General features: G+C 72.4%; 19 protein-coding genes. 14 read left to right on the top strand and 5 right to left on the bottom strand.

From position 1 onward, the window contains the following. The first annotated feature begins 2 nt into the window (after window positions 1–2). The 3 genes from ACIQMR_RS02765 to ACIQMR_RS02775 are packed head-to-tail and all read left to right on the top strand — an operon-like array spanning window position 3 to window position 2,541. A complete protein-coding gene (locus tag ACIQMR_RS02765; protein WP_401382676.1) occupies window positions 3–977 on the top strand; it encodes an ABC transporter ATP-binding protein in 975 nt (324 codons plus the stop codon). 55 nt (window positions 978–1,032) lie between these two features. Then, window positions 1,033–1,866 carry an ABC transporter permease gene (locus tag ACIQMR_RS02770; RefSeq protein WP_401382040.1) on the top strand — a complete coding sequence of 278 codons (834 nt, stop codon included), beginning with the start codon at window positions 1,033–1,035 and terminating at the stop codon, window positions 1,864–1,866. A 48-nt stretch (window positions 1,867–1,914) separates the two neighbouring features. Further along, entirely contained in the window at window positions 1,915–2,541 is a 627-nt protein-coding gene (locus tag ACIQMR_RS02775; RefSeq protein WP_401382042.1) for an ABC transporter permease, read from the top strand. Between the two features lie 428 nt (window positions 2,542–2,969). On the opposite strand, the gene ybaK is transcribed toward ACIQMR_RS02775, so the two are convergent. The 4 genes from ybaK to ACIQMR_RS02795 form a co-directional block, all read right to left on the bottom strand. Next, window positions 2,970–3,467: a Cys-tRNA(Pro) deacylase gene (gene ybaK / locus ACIQMR_RS02780; protein WP_401382044.1), complete on the bottom strand. Its 498-nt coding sequence runs from the start codon at window positions 3,465–3,467 to the stop codon at window positions 2,970–2,972. A 16-nt stretch (window positions 3,468–3,483) separates the two neighbouring features. Beyond that, window positions 3,484–4,224, bottom strand: coding sequence for an LON peptidase substrate-binding domain-containing protein (locus ACIQMR_RS02785; protein ID WP_266374889.1), 741 nt, complete (start codon window positions 4,222–4,224; stop codon window positions 3,484–3,486). A 5-nt stretch (window positions 4,225–4,229) separates the two neighbouring features. Next, window positions 4,230–5,342, bottom strand: coding sequence for a hypothetical protein (locus ACIQMR_RS02790; RefSeq protein WP_401382046.1), 1,113 nt, complete (start codon window positions 5,340–5,342; stop codon window positions 4,230–4,232). Between the two features lie 184 nt (window positions 5,343–5,526). After that, entirely contained in the window at window positions 5,527–7,134 is a 1,608-nt protein-coding gene (locus ACIQMR_RS02795; RefSeq protein WP_401382048.1) for an oxidoreductase, read from the bottom strand. 191 nt (window positions 7,135–7,325) lie between these two features. Between ACIQMR_RS02795 and hisD the strand changes: the two genes are divergently transcribed. Genes hisD through ACIQMR_RS02845 form a run of 10 tightly spaced genes read left to right on the top strand, consistent with a single transcriptional unit; the run spans window position 7,326 to window position 15,019 of the window. Continuing rightward, window positions 7,326–8,651, top strand: coding sequence for a histidinol dehydrogenase (gene hisD / locus ACIQMR_RS02800; protein WP_401382050.1), 1,326 nt, complete (start codon window positions 7,326–7,328; stop codon window positions 8,649–8,651). Further along, complete coding sequence (locus tag ACIQMR_RS02805; RefSeq protein ID WP_401382052.1) at window positions 8,648–9,754, top strand: histidinol-phosphate transaminase; 1,107 nt, start codon at window positions 8,648–8,650, stop codon at window positions 9,752–9,754. Before hisD ends, ACIQMR_RS02805 begins: the two co-directional genes overlap by 4 nt. After that, window positions 9,751–10,344, top strand: coding sequence for an imidazoleglycerol-phosphate dehydratase HisB (gene hisB, locus ACIQMR_RS02810; RefSeq protein ID WP_328724972.1), 594 nt, complete (start codon window positions 9,751–9,753; stop codon window positions 10,342–10,344). The genes ACIQMR_RS02805 and hisB overlap by 4 nt, the downstream gene beginning before the upstream one ends. A gap of 2 nt (window positions 10,345–10,346) precedes the next feature. Continuing rightward, window positions 10,347–10,511, top strand: coding sequence for a hypothetical protein (locus ACIQMR_RS02815; protein ID WP_266374897.1), 165 nt, complete (start codon window positions 10,347–10,349; stop codon window positions 10,509–10,511). Then, window positions 10,508–11,149 carry an imidazole glycerol phosphate synthase subunit HisH gene (gene hisH, locus ACIQMR_RS02820; RefSeq protein ID WP_401382055.1) on the top strand — a complete coding sequence of 214 codons (642 nt, stop codon included), beginning with the start codon at window positions 10,508–10,510 and terminating at the stop codon, window positions 11,147–11,149. The genes ACIQMR_RS02815 and hisH overlap by 4 nt, the downstream gene beginning before the upstream one ends. A gap of 2 nt (window positions 11,150–11,151) precedes the next feature. After that, complete coding sequence (gene priA, locus ACIQMR_RS02825; protein WP_266374899.1) at window positions 11,152–11,889, top strand: bifunctional 1-(5-phosphoribosyl)-5-((5-phosphoribosylamino)methylideneamino)imidazole-4-carboxamide isomerase/phosphoribosylanthranilate isomerase PriA; 738 nt, start codon at window positions 11,152–11,154, stop codon at window positions 11,887–11,889. Then, entirely contained in the window at window positions 11,886–12,293 is a 408-nt protein-coding gene (locus ACIQMR_RS02830; RefSeq protein ID WP_401382056.1) for a RidA family protein, read from the top strand. Before priA ends, ACIQMR_RS02830 begins: the two co-directional genes overlap by 4 nt. Beyond that, window positions 12,290–13,045 (top strand): imidazole glycerol phosphate synthase subunit HisF, encoded by a 756-nt coding sequence (gene hisF / locus ACIQMR_RS02835; protein ID WP_401382059.1) that lies wholly within the window; start codon window positions 12,290–12,292, stop codon window positions 13,043–13,045. The genes ACIQMR_RS02830 and hisF overlap by 4 nt, the downstream gene beginning before the upstream one ends. A 7-nt stretch (window positions 13,046–13,052) precedes the next feature. Beyond that, a complete protein-coding gene (locus ACIQMR_RS02840; RefSeq protein WP_401382061.1) occupies window positions 13,053–13,736 on the top strand; it encodes a hypothetical protein in 684 nt (227 codons plus the stop codon). A gap of 59 nt (window positions 13,737–13,795) precedes the next feature. After that, window positions 13,796–15,019 carry a serine hydrolase domain-containing protein gene (locus tag ACIQMR_RS02845; RefSeq protein ID WP_401382063.1) on the top strand — a complete coding sequence of 408 codons (1,224 nt, stop codon included), beginning with the start codon at window positions 13,796–13,798 and terminating at the stop codon, window positions 15,017–15,019. A gap of 39 nt (window positions 15,020–15,058) precedes the next feature. Here ACIQMR_RS02845 and ACIQMR_RS02850 read toward each other — a convergent pair whose 3' ends face one another. Continuing rightward, complete coding sequence (locus ACIQMR_RS02850; protein ID WP_401382065.1) at window positions 15,059–15,691, bottom strand: TIGR03085 family metal-binding protein; 633 nt, start codon at window positions 15,689–15,691, stop codon at window positions 15,059–15,061. 84 nt (window positions 15,692–15,775) lie between these two features. Here ACIQMR_RS02850 and hisI point away from each other — a divergent pair, with 84 nt between their 5' ends. Continuing rightward, the gene (gene hisI, locus ACIQMR_RS02855; protein WP_358664896.1) at window positions 15,776–16,144 is read left to right on the top strand and encodes a phosphoribosyl-AMP cyclohydrolase; all 369 of its coding nucleotides are present in this window, start codon (window positions 15,776–15,778) and stop codon (window positions 16,142–16,144) included. Window positions 16,145–16,154 lie beyond the last annotated feature (10 nt).

Here is a 16,154-nt window from a genome sequence, read left to right on the forward strand (position 1 = left end):
CGGTGTGCGTGGTGCGGGATCTGGTCAAGACGTACCCCGCTGCGCGTGCCCGGCGGGGGACACCCGCGACTCCCGAGGTGCGTGCCAACGACGGAATCGGCCTCGAAGTGCGGCGCGGAGAGATCTTCGGGCTGCTCGGGCCGAACGGCGCCGGCAAGTCCACCCTCGTGCGCCAACTGACCGGTCTGATGCGACCGGACTCCGGCAGCGTCGCGGTGCTCGGCCACGATCTCGTACGCCATCCCGAGCGCGCGGCCCGGCTCATCGGCTACCTCGGCCAGGAGTCCACCGCGCTCGACGAGCTGACCGTCGCGCTCGCCGCCGAGACCACCGGGCGGCTGCGCGGACTCGGGGCACGGCAGGCGCGCGCGGAATGCGCCACCGTCCTGGAGGAGCTCGGTCTGACCGGGCTCGCCGGGCGTCCACTGAAGAAGCTCTCCGGGGGCCAGCGGCGGCTCGCCTGCTTCGCCGCCACGCTGGTGGGGGAGCGGCCGGTGCTGGTGCTGGACGAGCCCACCACCGGAATGGACCCGGTCGCCCGGCGCGCGGTGTGGGCCGCGGTGGACCGCAGGCGCGCCGAGCACAATGTGACCGTGCTCCTCGTCACCCACAACGTCATCGAGGCCGAGACGGTCCTCGACCGCGTCGCCGTACTGGAACGCGGCAAGGTCATCGCCTGCGACACGCCCGCCGGGCTCAAGGAGCGCGTCGCCGGCGAGGTCCGCGTCGAACTCCTCTGGCGCGAGCGGGCCCCGCTCGATGTGCCCGAGGTCGCCGCGCTCCGCCCCTCCGCCCAGGAGTCCGGCCGTCGCTGGGTCCTCCGGCTCGCACCGGACGAGGCCCGCGCGGCCGTCGCCGCGGTGACGGGAGGCAAGGCCTTCGCCGCCCTCGACGACTTCACCCTGGCCACGCCGAGTCTGGAGGACGTCTATCTGGCGCTCGGCGGCCATGCGACGAAGGGCCTGGTGAAGGCATGAGCCATGAGCCGTCGCCCCTACCGAGGCCGTCCGTACCGAACAGGAGCAGCGCCAGGTGAGCATCGTGCCTGCGGAGGCCGTGTCCGCGAGTGTGCGGGGAGCGCGTGACGCCCACGCCGGTGCGGAGGGCGGTGCCGCGCCGCTCGCGCCGAGCGCCCGGCTGCTGCCCGCGCTCGCCGCGGTGTACCGCGCCCAGCTGTCCCGGGCGCGGGTCGCCCGGATCCCGCTGCTCTTCGTCGCGACCTTCCAGTCCGTCGGGATCATGGTGCTGATGCGCGGGGTCGTCGACGGCGGTGCCGAGGCGCGGGCCGTCGTCGCGGGGTCGGCCGTCCTCGTCGTCGCGTTCGTCGCGCTGAATCTGCTCGCCCAGTACTTCGGGCAGCTCCGGGCTTCCGGTGGTCTGGACCACTACGCGACGCTGCCGGTGCCGCCCGCGGCGGTGGTGCTCGGCGCGGCCGGGGCGTACGCCTCCTTCACCGTGCCGGGGACGGTGGTGACCGCGGTCATCGGCTCGGTGCTCTTCGGGCTGCCGCTCACCCATCTGTGGATACTCGCCGCCGTGATCCCGCTCTCGGGTGCGGCGCTGGCGGGGCTCGGCGCGGCGCTGGGTCTGCTCGCGCCGCGCCAGGAACTCGCGACGCTGCTGGGCCAGTTGGGCATGTCCGCGGCGCTGCTGCTGGGCGTGCTGCCGGCCGGGCGGCTGCCCGGGCCGATCGCGTTGGCGCGTGATCTGCTGCCGTCCACGTACGGCGTCGAGGCTCTCGCTCGTACGTTCGACGCGCATCCGCACTGGCCGACCGTCGCGCTGGACCTCGCCGTCTGCGCCGGCGTCGGTGTGGTGTCACTGGCCGTCGCGACCTGGGCGTACCGCCGGGCGGCGGTCCGCTGAGGCGCGGCCGGTGAGGCGGGCCACAGGGACGTTTGGCACGATGTCAGGGTGACAGCACCCCTGACGCCGCCTCACCGGCCCGCACCTCATGACGCGCCCTGGCGCACCCCGCACCCCGCGCCGTACCCGGAGGGAGAAGGGTTGGACATGAAGAGGGAGCTGCGGCAGGCCGCGGTGGTCCTGGTGGCCGTGACGCTCGCGGGGATCGTGCTCGGACTGCTGTGGCTGTGGCTGGCGCCCCGGGTGCCGCTGATCTCGACCGACACGGCGGTCTTCGTCGCGGACACGGAGGGCGAGGAGTCGGCGGGCGCGGACGGTACGTTCGTGCTGCTGGCGCTCGGTTTCGGGGTGCTCAGTGCGACGGGTGCCTTCCTGTTCAACCGGCGTGGGGGCATCGCCGTCGTCGCCGCGCTCGCGCTGGGCGGGCTCTTCGCCTCCGCCCTGGCGTGGGGCACGGGCCACTGGCTCGGGCCCGACCAGGACGTCGTCGCGCACGCCCGCGCGGTGGGCGAGGGGGTCGTCTTCGACGCGCCGCTCAGGCTCCGTGCCAAGGCGGCGCTGCTGGCGTGGCCGGTCGCCGCGATGATCATGCACCTGGGCCTGACGGCCCTGTTCGGCCCCCGCGACCCCGAGCCGGAATGGGCCCCGTCGCCTGCCCACGACGAGCCGCGCTGACGATCGCCGCGCCGCGCGGAACCCTCCCCTTCTCCTGCTAGGGGCTCTGCCCCGCGACCTTGCGCCACGATCGCCGGCGGGGCTTGTCATGAACGCTCGCGGCCCGGGCCCCGCCCCCTGGTTCTGCCGACCCGAAGGTACGGCCGGGGCCGTACCGGGAGCAGACTGCGAGGGGCGAAGCCCCGCCCGCTGCCGCTGCCGCTGCCGCTGCCGCAGGCGCACGTGGCTTGTGACCCGCGTCCTGGGGGCCGGGAAGGGCGGTGCCCCCTCCCGGACTACGCCGGCCGGCGGCCGTGGTTCGCGCGGCGCTTACGGACGCGCCACTTCCGCTTCCTTGTGCGCTTCGACATGGCGGTGCCCCTCCTGCCGGGATGTCCTTCGGTCGTAGCCGAGGACCGGCCGTCCGTCGAGGGGCCGCGCACGCCCCGCTACACGCGGCCGATCGGCGCGAGCACCGCGCCGGTCAGGGACGCCAGGTCGGCGGGTGCCAGCTCGACCTCGAGGCCCCGGCGGCCCGCCGAGACGCAGATCGTCGGGTGGGCCGAGGCCGAGGCGTCCAGCACCGTACGCAGCCGCTTGCGCTGCCCCAGGGGAGAGATGCCGCCCCGGACGTATCCCGTGGTGCGCTCGGCCGCGGCCGGATCGGCCATCGCCGCGCGTTTGCCGCCGACCGCCGTGGCCAGCGCCTTCAGGTCGAGCTGTCCGGCGACCGGGACGACGGCGACCGTCAGCTCGCCGTCCACGTCCGCGACGAGGGTCTTGAAGACCCGCTCCGGAGCGACGCCGAGGGCCTCCGCGGCCTCCTCGCCGTACGAGGGCGAGGCCGGGTCGTGCTCGTACGCGTGCACCGTGAACGCCGTCCCCGCGGCCGTCAGCGCCACCGTCGCCGGAGTTCCGCCCTGCTGCTTCCGCTGCTTCTTCGCCAAGGTCGTCGTCCTCGTGTCAGTTCGGGCTCGTCGGCGCGCGCGTCAGTTCGACCGCGGGCAGCGACGGCAGATGCCGTATCACCGCGGTCTCGGAGCGCAGCAGCTTCAGTTCCTCCCGCAGTCGGGTCGCCGTGTCCGGCGCCTGCAGCAGCCGTTGCTTCGACGGCGTGTCCAGCACAGCCGCCGCGGCCACCAGGTACGAGACCACGGACGGTTCGTCCGGCAGCTCCGAGCCCGTGGACAGAGAGCGCTCCCGCGCTCCCGCCAGCCGCTTCTGGTAGTTCCGGAACGCCCGCAGCACGCCTTCGGCCAAGGTGCCCGCCCCTTCCCCGGACTCCTCCGGGATCTCTTCGAGTTCGGCGGTCAGGAACGGGCCGCTCGCGTCGACGGAGAGCAGCCTGACCCGGGACGTGCCGGTGGCGAGCACCTCGAAACTGCCGTCCGCGCGTTCCCGGATCGTCGCGGCGTCCGCGATGCAGCCGACCCGGTGGAACGCCTGGACCGGGTCCGCCCCGAAGCCGGCGGCCGGGCCCTTCTCGGGCAGTGCGGTCTGGTCCGGCAGCCCGGGCGCGGTCGGCGCGACCTCACGGCCGTCGCGGATGGCGACCACGGCGAACCGGCGCGGTTCGGACTCGTCGGTCTTCAACAGCTCGCGCATCATGGCGCGATAGCGCTCCTCGAAGACGTTCAGCGGCAGCACGAGGCCCGGGAAAAGCACCGCGTTGAGCGGGAAGAGTGGCAGGCGAGCGGTGGTCACAGCGGTCAAGCGTAATGGCCACCGGACGGGGCTCGTCCGGCCGCCTTCCCCTGGCCCTTGGTGAGCGCGCTCAGGGAACCGGCCGCGGCGGCCGGGTGAGCCGCGCCGTTCGTACGGATCCGGCGGCCGCGGCGGATCGGCGTCGAGGAGGCCACCTCGATCCGGACACCGTCGCGGGCTTCCAGGAACTGGCCCAGCGCGTCGTCCGTCAGACAGTTCCACGGGAACGACGTGGCGTAGGTGCCGATCGTCCTGAACACCTCCAGCGCCTCGGTCCAGCGGCCGCGCGCGATCAGCACGTACACCAGCAGATTGCGCACCTCGGCGGGCCAGGGGTCGGCCGTGCGATAGCGGGCGGACAGCGCGATCGCCCGGTCCGCCGCGGCGTCGATCCGGTCCGCCTGCACGGAGCTGACGGCCCCGGCCAGCAGCAGGGAGAACGCCGCCCGCACCGGCAGGGCCTGGACGAGGGAGCCGGGCAGCGAGTCCTCGGCGGCGCGCTCGGCGAAGTCGAAGCACTCGCGGTGCGAGCCGTACCAGACGGCGGAGAGGTACTGCAGCGCCGCGACATGGCAGCCGTAGTGGTGCGGGGAGCGGCGCACCGCCTGCTCCCACAGCGCCTCGAAGGCCGTGTGCGTGGCGTGCGTGCCGCGGGCGTGGTCGAGCGCGAGCCGCCAGGGCACGGGATCGCGGGGGTCGGCCTCGGCCGCGGCGTGGACGAGCGGGCCGACCTCGCGCAGCCGCTCGGCGCTCGCGGGTGACTCCCAGGCCCTGCGGAGCTCCAGCTCGGCCTTCACCAGCAGGGCGTCGGGGTCGCGGGGCGAGGCGGCGAGCCAGCCGGCCAGCCAGTCGTCGCGGTTGTACGCGAACGCCGCGAGCCGCGTCACATGGCGGTCCCGGTTCTCCCACTCGGCCGCGCCGCGCGTGGCGGCGAGCAGCGCGGCGGCGGGCTCGTGGTCGCCGACGGCGGCCGCGACGAGCGCCGGGCCCAGCCCGCCGTCCGGGGCGTCGAGCAGTACCGCATCGTCCGGAGGCAGGCCGTCGGCGAGCCGCGGGGTGTGCCGGACCATGCGGGCGGTGCTGATCAGGGCGCGGAGCAGAGACATGGTGCGGACCATTGAAAGACGCAGGTCGGAGGTGCGCCAGAGGGCATCTGTGAAGTTTTGGTAGCAGGTGGAATGGTTGTCCTGGCCAAGGTCAAGAAAACGCAAAGGCGCGCGTATTCGGACGCACGCGAGAGCCCCTCGCGCACCCCCGTCGCGCCTCGCGCGCCCCCTGTCTCCCGCACACCTCAGTTGCGCCTCAGCTGCGTCTCAGCATCCGTGACGCGCCTGCCGCCACCGTCGTCGCGAGGATCCAGCCCAGGAGTATCAGCGCGGCCGCCGCCCATTGCCAGCGGCCCTCCAGGCGCCAGTAGCCGTCCTGGCCGAGGTTGATCACCGGGATGAGCAGATCCAGGGCGAACAGGGACGGGTTCCACTCCGGGTGCTCGTCCGGTTTGATCGCCGAGGGGTCGTAGCGCGAGAAGGCCACCGCACCGGCCGCCCAGAGCACCGCCATCCACAGCGCGGCCCGGCCCGGCCGGTAGCCGTACGCCACCGTCCAGTCCTGGAGGAAACCCCACAGCTTCGCGGCGAGCGGCAGGGTCTCGCGGCGGCGGCGCTGCTTGGCCAGCAGCACCTCACGGGCGTCCGCGTCCTCGCCGCTGTTGCGCAGCACGGTCGCGAGCCGTTCGTACGGCTCCGGCGCGTACTCCGGAGTCGCCGCGGCGATCCACTCCAGTCGTCGCGCCAGCGGAAAGCGGCTGTACGGGACGAGGTTCTCGTACACGAAACCGCCCATCGCCAGCCCGCCGGGCCCGGGCCAGCTCGTGGAGAGATCGATCAGCGTGACGACCTTCGCGCCGTTCAGCACGACGCGCCCCTGCTCCGGCCGCTCCCCGTTGAAGCGCAGCTCGGGGGTGACGATCCTGCGCAGCGACAGCTCCTCCCGCCGCGCGTCCGACAGGACGAAGCGGGCTTTGTGGAGGTCGACGGCGTCGCCGAAGCGGCCGTCGTCCAGTCGCACCCCGCCATGGCACTCGAAGCGCCGCTCCCGTGCCCCGGGCGTCCGGCCGTCGGCGGCGTTGGTGATGCCGAACGGGGGAGTGGCGCCCTGGTCACCGACCACGTCGACCCACGCCCGGGTCATGTACAACGAGCGCTCCACCGTCAGCTGCGGGGCGTTCAGCGCGCGCCGCCCCTCGACCGCCCGCAGCCTGCTGCCGCGCAGGCTCAGCGACACGCCGATCTTCGCGCCGCGCAGACTGACCTCGCCGTACGTGTCGATCAGCTCGGCCTGCAGGTCCTGTGCGACGGACAGCCCGTCCGCCGCGATCGCGCGGCCCCGCCGGTCCGGCCGCACCTGGATCTGGTTGATCAGCAGATCCGTGCCTATCTGGGCGTCCGTGAGCCGCATCCCGCGCTCGATCCGGCAGCGCGGCAGGTGCAGGTCGCCCTCGGTGTGCAGCCGGGCGGCCTCCAGCCGCGGTATCGCGCAGCCGACCATGCGCAGCGTGGTGAACCGCGCCTCGGGAAAGGCCAGTTCGCTCTCGAACCGGCAGCCGGTCAGCTCGACGTACGGCCCGATCGTGCCGCCGGAGAGGGTGAGCTTGCCCGTGACGTACGCGCCGCGCAGCTTGAGCGCGCACACGCGCCCGGGGCGTGCCGGCGGACCGCTCAGCAGCAGCATCGCGATCACATCGGCGCGCACGCTGCGCCCGGGGCCCCATTCGCGTTCCGAGAAGGGATCGTTCAGCAGTGGATTGCTGTCGCGAAGGTCGCAGGTCCTCCCGTGCTCGAACGAGGTCCACATCGTGCGCTCCGCCGTGGTGAGATCGTTGGGCATGTCGATGCCCTGCGGCTCGGTCAATGCCGCCCCCTCGCTTCCCCCGGTCTGGTTCCCCGGTTCCGTACAGCCGTTGTTCCCGCTGAGTAACGAACTGAACGCTAGTGGTCATGAACGACTTCTGGGGTGCGAAGGGAGGAGTGAAGAGTGCTGTGACGCGTATCAGCCACTGATACGGACGACGGCGCCGAAGAACGGTCTGCGAGAATTGACCCGTGATCTCGCGAATCGACCTGCGCGGCGACGCCCTCCCCGAGGGCGGGGCCCTGCGCGACCTGCTGCCCCGTGCCGAGTTCGACGTGGAAGCCGCCCTGGACAAGGTGCGGCCCATCTGTGAGGACGTCCATCATCGGGGCGACGCGGCACTGATCGAGTACGCGGAGAAGTTCGACGGCGTGACGCTGGAGCACGTCAGGGTGCCCGCGAAGGCGATCGCCGAGGCGCTGGAGCAGCTCGACCCCGAGGTCGGGGCGGCCCTGGAGGAGTCCATCCGGCGCGCCCGGATCGTCCACCGCGAGCAGCGCCGCGAGACGCACACCACCCAGGTCGTGCCCGGCGGCACGGTGACCGAGAAGTGGGTTCCGGTCGAGCGCGTCGGGCTGTACGCACCGGGCGGCCGTTCCGTCTACCCCTCGTCCGTGATCATGAACGCCGTACCGGCGCAGGAGGCCGGCGTCGAGTCCATCGCGCTCGCCTCCCCGCCGCAGAAGGAGTTCGGCGGACTGCCGCACCCGACGATCCTGGCCGCGTGCGCGCTGCTCGGCGTCGACGAGGTGTACGCGGTGGGCGGCGCGACGGCCGTCGCGATGTTCGCGTACGGCACCGAGTCCTGTGCGCCCGCCAACATGGTCACCGGACCCGGCAACATCTGGGTGGCGGCCGCCAAGCGCTACTTCACGGGCCGGATCGGCATCGACGCCGAGGCCGGTCCGACCGAGATCGCGGTCCTGGCCGATGCCACCGCCGACCCGGCGCACGTCGCGGCCGACCTGATCAGCCAGGCCGAGCACGACCCGCTGGCCGCGGCCGTGCTGGTCACCGACTCGCCCGAGCTGGCGGACGCGGTCGAGCGGGAGCTGGAGCCGCAGATCGCCGCGACCAAGCACGTCGAGGGCCGCATCGTCCCGGCGCTGTCCGGCCGGCAGTCCGCGATCGTCCTCGTCGACGACATCGAGGACGGCCTGCGTGTCGTCGACGCGTACGGCGCCGAGCACCTGGAGGTCCAGACCGCCGACGCGGCGGCCGTGGCCGAGCGGGTCCGCAACGCGGGCGCGATCTTCGTCGGCCCGTGGGCGCCGGTCTCCCTCGGCGACTACTGCGCCGGGTCCAACCACGTGCTGCCGACCGGCGGCTGCGCCTGCCACTCCTCCGGGCTGTCCGTCCAGTCGTTCCTGCGTGGCATCCACATCGTGGACTACACGCGGGAGGCGCTCGCCGACGTCACCCACCACGTGGTGACCCTGGCGGAGGCGGAGGACCTCCCGGCGCACGGCGCCGCGCTCAAGGCTCGGTTCGGCTGGAAGGTACCCGACGGCAAGTGACCGGCATCGACGACCTCCCCATCCGCGACGAGCTGCGCGGCAAGTCCCCGTACGGCGCGCCCCAGCTCGACGTCCCCGTGCAGCTGAACACCAACGAGAACCCGTACCCGCTGCCCGAGCCGCTCGTCGAGCGGATCGCCGAGCGGGTGCGCGAGGCCGCGCGCGGCCTCAACCGCTACCCGGACCGGGACGCGATCGAGCTGCGCACGGAGCTGGCGAAGTATCTGACCCGCACCGGGAAGCACCCGCTCGCCCTGGAGAACGTGTGGGCGGCCAACGGCTCCAACGAGGTCATCCAGCAGCTGCTGCAGACCTTCGGCGGACCCGGCAGGACCGCGATCGGCTTCGAGCCCTCGTACTCGATGCACGGTCTGATCGCGCGCGGCACCGGCACCGGCTGGCTCTCGGGACCCCGCAACGACGACTTCACCATCGACGTGGCGGCGGCCGCGACGGCCATCGCCGAGCACCGCCCCGACGTCGTCTTCGTCACCTCGCCCAACAACCCCACCGGCACGGCCGTCGACGCCGAGACGGTCCTCGCCCTGTACGAGGCCGCCCAGGCGGCGAAGCCGTCACTGGTGGTCATCGACGAGGCCTACGTCGAGTTCAGCCACCGGCCCTCGCTGCTGCCGCTGCTCGAAGGCCGGCCCCACCTCGTCGTCTCGCGGACCATGTCCAAGGCCTTCGGCGCGGCCGGACTGCGCCTCGGCTATCTCGCCGCGCACCGCGCCGTGGTCGACGCCGTCCAGCTCGTCCGGCTGCCGTACCACCTCTCCGCCGTCACCCAGGCCACCGCGCTGGCGGCCCTGGAGCACACCGATACGCTGCTGAAGTACGTCGAGCAGCTCAAGGAGGAGCGGGACCGGCTGGTCGCCGAGCTGCGCGCCATCGGCTACGAGGTGACCGAGTCCGACGCCAACTTCGTCCAGTTCGGACGCTTCGAGGACGCCCACGCCATGTGGCAGCGGATCCTCGACCGGGGCGTCCTGGTCCGCGACAACGGCGTACCGGGCCGGCTGCGGGTCACCGCCGGCACCCCCGAAGAGAACGACGCGTTCCTCGACGCGGTTCGCGCACTGAAGAAGGAGCACAGCTCATGAGCCGGGTAGGACGGGTCGAGCGCACCACGAAGGAGACCGCTGTCGTCGTCGAGATCGACCTCGACGGCACCGGAAAGGTCGATGTGTCGACCGGGGTCGGCTTCTACGACCACATGCTCGACCAGCTCGGCCGCCACGGGCTGTTCGACCTCACCGTCAAGACCGACGGCGATCTGCACATCGACAGCCACCACACCATCGAGGACACCGCCCTCGCGCTGGGCGCCGCCTTCAAGCAGGCCCTCGGCGACAAGGTCGGCATCTACCGCTTCGGCAACTGCACCGTGCCGCTGGACGAGTCGCTCGCGCAGGTGACGGTGGACCTGTCCGGCCGCCCGTACCTCGTGCACACCGAGCCGGAGAACATGGCGCCGATGATCGGCGCGTACGACACGACGATGACCCGGCACATCCTGGAGTCCTTCGTCGCCCAGGCGCAGATCGCGCTGCACGTCCACGTGCCGTACGGGCGCAACGCCCACCACATCGTGGAGTGCCAGTTCAAGGCGCTGGCCAGGGCCCTGCGCTATGCCTCCGAGCGCGACCCGCGCGCTGCCGGAATCCTTCCCTCCACGAAGGGCGCTCTCTAGTCGTGAACGGTCTCTCCACGGTTCTGATCGTCCTTGGGCTCTTCCTGATCGGCGGCATCATCTCGTTCGCCAAGCAGCAGATGCCCAAGGGCCTGATCGTGCTCCTGTCCCTCGGAGCCGCGCTGTGTCTCGCCGCGGGTGTCCTGCGACTGGACGTGTGGTCATGAGCGAGCGGAAGAAGGTCGTCGTCTTCGACTACGGCTTCGGCAACATCCGCTCCGCCGAGCGCGCTCTCGCCCGCGTCGGCGCCGACGTCGAGGTCACCCGCGACTTCGACACGGCCATGAACGCCGACGGTCTGCTCGTGCCCGGTGTGGGCGCCTTCTCCGCCTGCATGACCGGACTCCAGCAGGCCCGCGGACACTGGGTGGTCGACCGCAGGCTCTCCGGCGGCAGGCCGGTCATGGGCATCTGCGTCGGCATGCAGATCCTCTTCGCCCGCGGCATCGAGCACGGCGTCGAGACCGAGGGCCTCGACGAGTGGCCCGGCGTCGTCGGACCGCTGAACGCCCCGGTCGTCCCGCACATGGGCTGGAACACGGTCAAGGCTCCCGAGGACACGGAGATGTTCGCCGGCCTCGACGCCGACGCCCGGTTCTACTTCGTGCACTCCTACGCCGTGCGCGACTGGGAGCTGGAGGTGACCAACCCGGCCATCCGCCCCCCGAAGGTCACCTGGGCCACCCACGGCGAGCCCTTCGTCGCGGCCGTCGAGAACGGTGCACTGTGGGCCACCCAGTTCCACCCCGAGAAGTCCGGCGACGCCGGAGCCCAGCTCCTCACCAACTGGATCGAGACCCTCTGATCATGGCTCAGAAGCTTGAACTCCTCCCCGCCGTCGACGTCCGCGACGGCCAGGCCGTCCGCCTCGTCCACGGCGAGTCCGGCACGGAGACCTCCTACGGCTCCCCGCTGGAGGCCGCCCTCACCTGGCAGCGGGCGGGCGCCGAGTGGCTGCATCTGGTCGATCTCGACGCGGCCTTCGGCACCGGTGACAACCGGGAGCTGATCGCCGAGGTGGCCGGAGCCATGGACCTCAAGGTCGAGCTGTCCGGCGGCATCCGCGACGACGCCTCGCTCGCCGCCGCCCTCGCCACCGGCTGCACCCGGGTCAACCTCGGCACCGCCGCACTGGAGACTCCCGAGTGGGTCGCCAAGGTCATCGCCGAGCACGGCGACAAGATCGCGGTCGGTCTCGACGTACGCGGCACGACGCTGCGCGGCCGCGGCTGGACCCGCGACGGCGGCGACCTCTACGAGACGCTGGCGCGCCTGGACTCCGAGGGCTGCGCGCGGTACGTCGTCACCGACATCGCCAAGGACGGCACCCTCCAGGGCCCCAACCTGGAACTGCTGCGCAATGTCTGCGCCGCCACGGACAAGCCGGTCGTCGCCTCCGGCGGCGTCTCCTCGCTCGACGACCTGCGCGCGCTCGCCGGCCTCGTGCCGCTCGGCGTCGAGGGCGCGATCGTCGGAAAGGCGCTCTACGCCGAGGCGTTCACCCTGGAAGAGGCGCTGGAAGCCGTGGAGGCGGTGTCGCGGTGAGCAACGACGTCCGCCGGATCGGCTCCGGCGGCCCGTGGGAGGAGGCCTTCGGCTACTCCCGCGCGGTCGAGCTGCCGAACGGCATGGTGCTGGTCTCCGGCTGTACGTCGGTGGTCAACGGCGCCTTCGCCGACGGCGGCCCGTACGACCAGGCCGTCAACTCCTTCAACGCGGCACTGGCCGCGCTGAAGGAGTTCGGACTCGGCAGCGAGCACGTGGTGCGCACCCGCATGTACATCACGCACGCCCGCGACGTCGACGAGGTCGGCCGCGCCCACAAGGAGGTGCTCGGCGCCGTCCGTCCGGCCGCGTCGATGATCATCGTCTCCGGCTTCGTCGACCCACGACTGGTCGTCGAGGTCGAGGTCGAGGCGTACCGAGGAGAAGGAGGGGGAGCGGCATGACCCTCGCCGTCCGAGTCATCCCCTGCCTGGACGTGGACAACGGCCGGGTGGTCAAGGGAGTCAACTTCCAGAACCTGCGGGACGCCGGCGACCCCGTCGAGATGGCCAAGCTGTACGACGCCGAAGGCGCCGACGAGCTGACCTTCCTCGACATCACCGCCTCGTCCGGCGACCGCGAGACGACGTACGACGTCGTGCGCCGCACCGCCGAGCAGGTCTTCATCCCGCTCACGGTCGGCGGCGGGGTGCGCTCCGCCGACGACGTCGACAAACTGCTGCGGGCCGGCGCCGACAAGGTCGGCGTCAACACCGCGGCCATCGCCCGCCCCGAGCTGATCCGCGAGATCGCCGAGCGTTTCGGCCGCCAGGTCCTGGTGCTGTCGGTCGACGCCCGCCGCACCCCGTCCGGTTCCTTCGAGGTCACCACTCACGGCGGCCGCCGCGGCACCGGCATCGACGCCGTCGAATGGGCGCACCGGGCCGCCGAGCTGGGCGCGGGCGAGATCCTGCTCAACTCGATGGACGCCGACGGCACCAAGGACGGCTACGACACCGAGATGATCGCCGCCGTCCGCAAGCACGTCACGGTCCCGGTCATCGCCTCCGGCGGCGCGGGCAGGCTCGGCGACTTCGCACCGGCCATCGCGGCGGGCGCGGACGCGGTGCTGGCGGCGTCCGTCTTCCACTTCGGTGACCTGCGGATCGCCCAGGTCAAGGAGACCCTGCGGGAAGCGGGACACCCCGTCCGGTGAGCGGGCGGTGAGGGACTCCTGGGACCGCCGGCTCGGCTGGACCCGCGGACTGGTGTCCGCGGATCCTGCCGAGCGCGAGGCCGCGCTGCGGCGCCACCTCGCGGCAGGTGCCGCGCTCGAACGCACCGCGCGGCGGCTGAACAGCCCGGCACGGCGGTTCCGGGACTCCGTGACGTGGCACTGGAGGCGCAGATACGTCCTCCCGGGCGGCCTCTGGTGCGGCCTGCGGCAGCCCGACGAGCTCGTTCGCCGGCCACGACTGCCGTATGCGCTGAACTTCCTCGAGTGGGAAGCCCGCCACCCGGAGATCTGGACCGCCCATGCCAAGGACTGGGGGACGAAGGAGCAGTTGCTGCGCGGTCTCGCGACCGTCGGCCACGACGAGACGACGCGGGCACGGCTCACCGCGCTCGTCCTGCTCGTCGTGGCCCGCCCCTACCGGTGCAAGGACCGGCACTACGTGGGCGTCGCCCGTGCGGTGGACGGTCCGGCGCTGCGCGCCGGGCTGGTTGCCGCGACTGCTTCGTCCGAGGCGTGGGCCCGGCTGCACGCCACCTACGTGCTGAAACTGCTGGCCGATCCGGGGATCCCCAACACGCGCGCGACCTGGACGCGGCACCTCGCCGCCGGGAGTGCCGCTGGGCACGGCTCCGTGGGGCACGGCCCCGCTGGGCACGACTCCGCCCGCTGACGCCGGAGCCCGGTCGCCCTGGCGTGGCCATGTCCGGACGGTTCGCCGACAATGAGGCGATGAGGCGCACCCCCCGCGTGGCCCCGCTCCTCTTCGCCGCGACGCTCGTCGCCGCGAGCCTCCAGGCGACGGCCGGCGCCGGCACCGCCGCCCCGGCCGGGGCCGGGAGCGGCCGGCCGTGTGTCAGCTCTCCGCCGTCCAGGGGCGGCCCCGCCCGTGAGGTCCTGAACCTCGCGCAGCAGGCCAGGACAGAACTGCACCTGAACTCGGTCGTGCTGCGCGTCACGAAGGACGGCCAGGAAGTCCTCACGACGGCTCTCGGCGAATCGATGACCGGCGTTCCCGCGCAGCCCGCTATGCACTTCCGAGCCGGTTCGATCGCCATCGTGTACATGGGCATCACCCTGCTGCAGCTGGTGGACGAGAAGAAGGCGCGTCTCGACGACCCGGTGTCGCGCTGGCTGCCCGACGCCCCGCACGCCGACAGGATCACCCTGCGGATGCTCGGCGACTCCACCTCGGGCCTCGACGACTACGTCACCGACCCGAAGTTCCTCGCCGCGCTGGAGGCGGCCCCCTTCCGCCGGTGGACGCCCGAGGAACTGGTGGCCTACCCGGCCGCGCACCCCCTGTGGTACGAGCCGGGCACCAGCTGGAGCTACTCCCACGCCAACTTCGTGCTCCTCGGCGCCGCCCTGGAGAAGATCGCCGCAATGCCGCTCGACCAGCTGCTGGAGCAGCGCGTCATGGGCCCCCTCGGGCTGGACGACACCCGCAACGGCGCCACGCCCGAGATCCCACGGCCGGTCCTGCACGCCTTCACCTCGGAACGAGGACCCTACGAGGAATCCACCTTCTGGAACCCGTCGTGGACCACCGCGCCGGGCGCCGTCCTCACCTCCCACATCTGCGACCTGGCCCGCTCGGCGGAGGGTGTGGGCACGGGGGAACTGCTGTCCCCGGCCGCGTTCCGTACCCAGCTCGACCCCGGCACGGTCGGGCTCGGCGGCGGTACGAAGAGCTGCCCCGCCACGGTCTGCCTGAAGAACACCGCGGCCAAGCACTTCGGCCTGGGTGTCCTCGTCCAGAACGACTGGATCATGACCAACCCGTCGTTCTCCGGCTACGCGGCCGTGCAGGCCTACCTGCCCGCCGAACGACTCGCCATCGCGGTCGCGACCACGAAGACCGAAGAGACGCCGGAGGGCAACGCCGCCCAGACGCTCATGAACCGGATCGCCACGGCCCTCGCCCCGGGGCATCCCGCCCCCGGCGGGACCTGAACGCGCGCCGGACCGGCCCGCGGGTCGGCAACCCGCAGGTCAGCCCATCCCCAGCTGGGTCCTGCCCACGCGGTCGACCGCGTCCTTCTCGCCCTCGATCTCCACCTTCGCCGCGTCCTGCCGTCCGAAGGCGTACATCGTCAGCTCACCCGGCTCACCGGTCACCGTCACCACCGGGGCGCCGCGGTGCGCGACCGCCGTCTGCCCGTTCGGACGCCGCAGCACCAGCCCCACCGGGGCCTTGCGGCCCAGCAGCCGGGCCGACCTCTCCAGCCGTGACCAGAGCGTGTCCGCGAAGACCGCGTCCAGCTCACGGGCCGTCCAGTCGGGCTGTGCCCGGCGCACGTCCTCGGCGTGCACGTAGAACTCGACCGTGTTCGATGCCTCGTCCAGCGGCTTGATCGAGAACGGTGACATCCGCGGCGGGCCCGTACGGATCAGCTGGATCAGCTCCTCGTACGGCTTCGCGGCGAACTCCGCCTGCACCCGCTCCAGCCTGCTCCGCAGCGGGCTCAGCACGATCCCCGCGGCCTCCGGGCGGCGCTCGCGCACCACGACATGGGCCGCCAGATCGCGGGTGTTCCACCCCTCGCACAGGGTCGGGGCGTCCGGGCCCGCCGCCTCCAGAAGATCGGCGAGCAGAAGTCGTTCACGCTTCGCATGGGTCGACATGGCGGCCAGCCTACGACCGGCGCGCCGCGTCCGCCCAGTGGACGCACCACCGTTCCGGGCCCGTGGGCGCGGCACAATGAGCCCATGACAGGCACGTCCCGCATTCCCAGCGCACTCGACCCCGCCATCGCCGCCCGCCTCAAGCGGAGCGTCGACGGACTGGTCCCGGCCATCGCCCAGCAGTACGACACCGGCGAGGTGCTGATGCTCGGCTGGATGGACGACGAGGCCCTGCACCGCACCCTCACGACCGGCCGAGCCACGTACTGGTCCCGCAGCCGCCGGGAGTACTGGGTCAAGGGCGACACCTCCGGCCACGTCCAGCACGTCAAGTCCGTGGCTCTCGACTGCGACGCCGACACCGTGCTCGTCAAGGTCGACCAGATCGGTGCCGCCTGCCACACCGGGGCCCGTACCTGCTTCGACGCCGACGTGCTCTCCCTCGGCCAGTAGGGTTTCGCGC

This window comes from Streptomyces sp. NPDC091376 (assembly GCF_044757085.1).
Classification (GTDB): domain Bacteria; phylum Actinomycetota; class Actinomycetes; order Streptomycetales; family Streptomycetaceae; genus Streptomyces; species Streptomyces pratisoli.

Excerpts from the sequence above, each read along its gene's own strand:
- ACIQMR_RS02790 (WP_401382046.1), bottom strand. The coding sequence starts at position 5,342 with ATGGTCCGCACCATGTCTCTGCTCCGCGCCCTGATCAGCACCGCCCGC.
- hisB (WP_328724972.1), top strand. The coding sequence starts at position 9,751 with ATGAGCCGGGTAGGACGGGTCGAGCGCACCACGAAGGAGACCGCTGTC.
- hisH (WP_401382055.1), top strand. The coding sequence starts at position 10,508 with ATGAGCGAGCGGAAGAAGGTCGTCGTCTTCGACTACGGCTTCGGCAAC.
- priA (WP_266374899.1), top strand. The coding sequence starts at position 11,152 with ATGGCTCAGAAGCTTGAACTCCTCCCCGCCGTCGACGTCCGCGACGGC.
- hisF (WP_401382059.1), top strand. The coding sequence starts at position 12,290 with ATGACCCTCGCCGTCCGAGTCATCCCCTGCCTGGACGTGGACAACGGC.
- ACIQMR_RS02845 (WP_401382063.1), top strand. The coding sequence starts at position 13,796 with ATGAGGCGCACCCCCCGCGTGGCCCCGCTCCTCTTCGCCGCGACGCTC.
- ACIQMR_RS02850 (WP_401382065.1), bottom strand. The coding sequence starts at position 15,691 with ATGTCGACCCATGCGAAGCGTGAACGACTTCTGCTCGCCGATCTTCTG.
- hisI (WP_358664896.1), top strand. The coding sequence starts at position 15,776 with ATGACAGGCACGTCCCGCATTCCCAGCGCACTCGACCCCGCCATCGCC.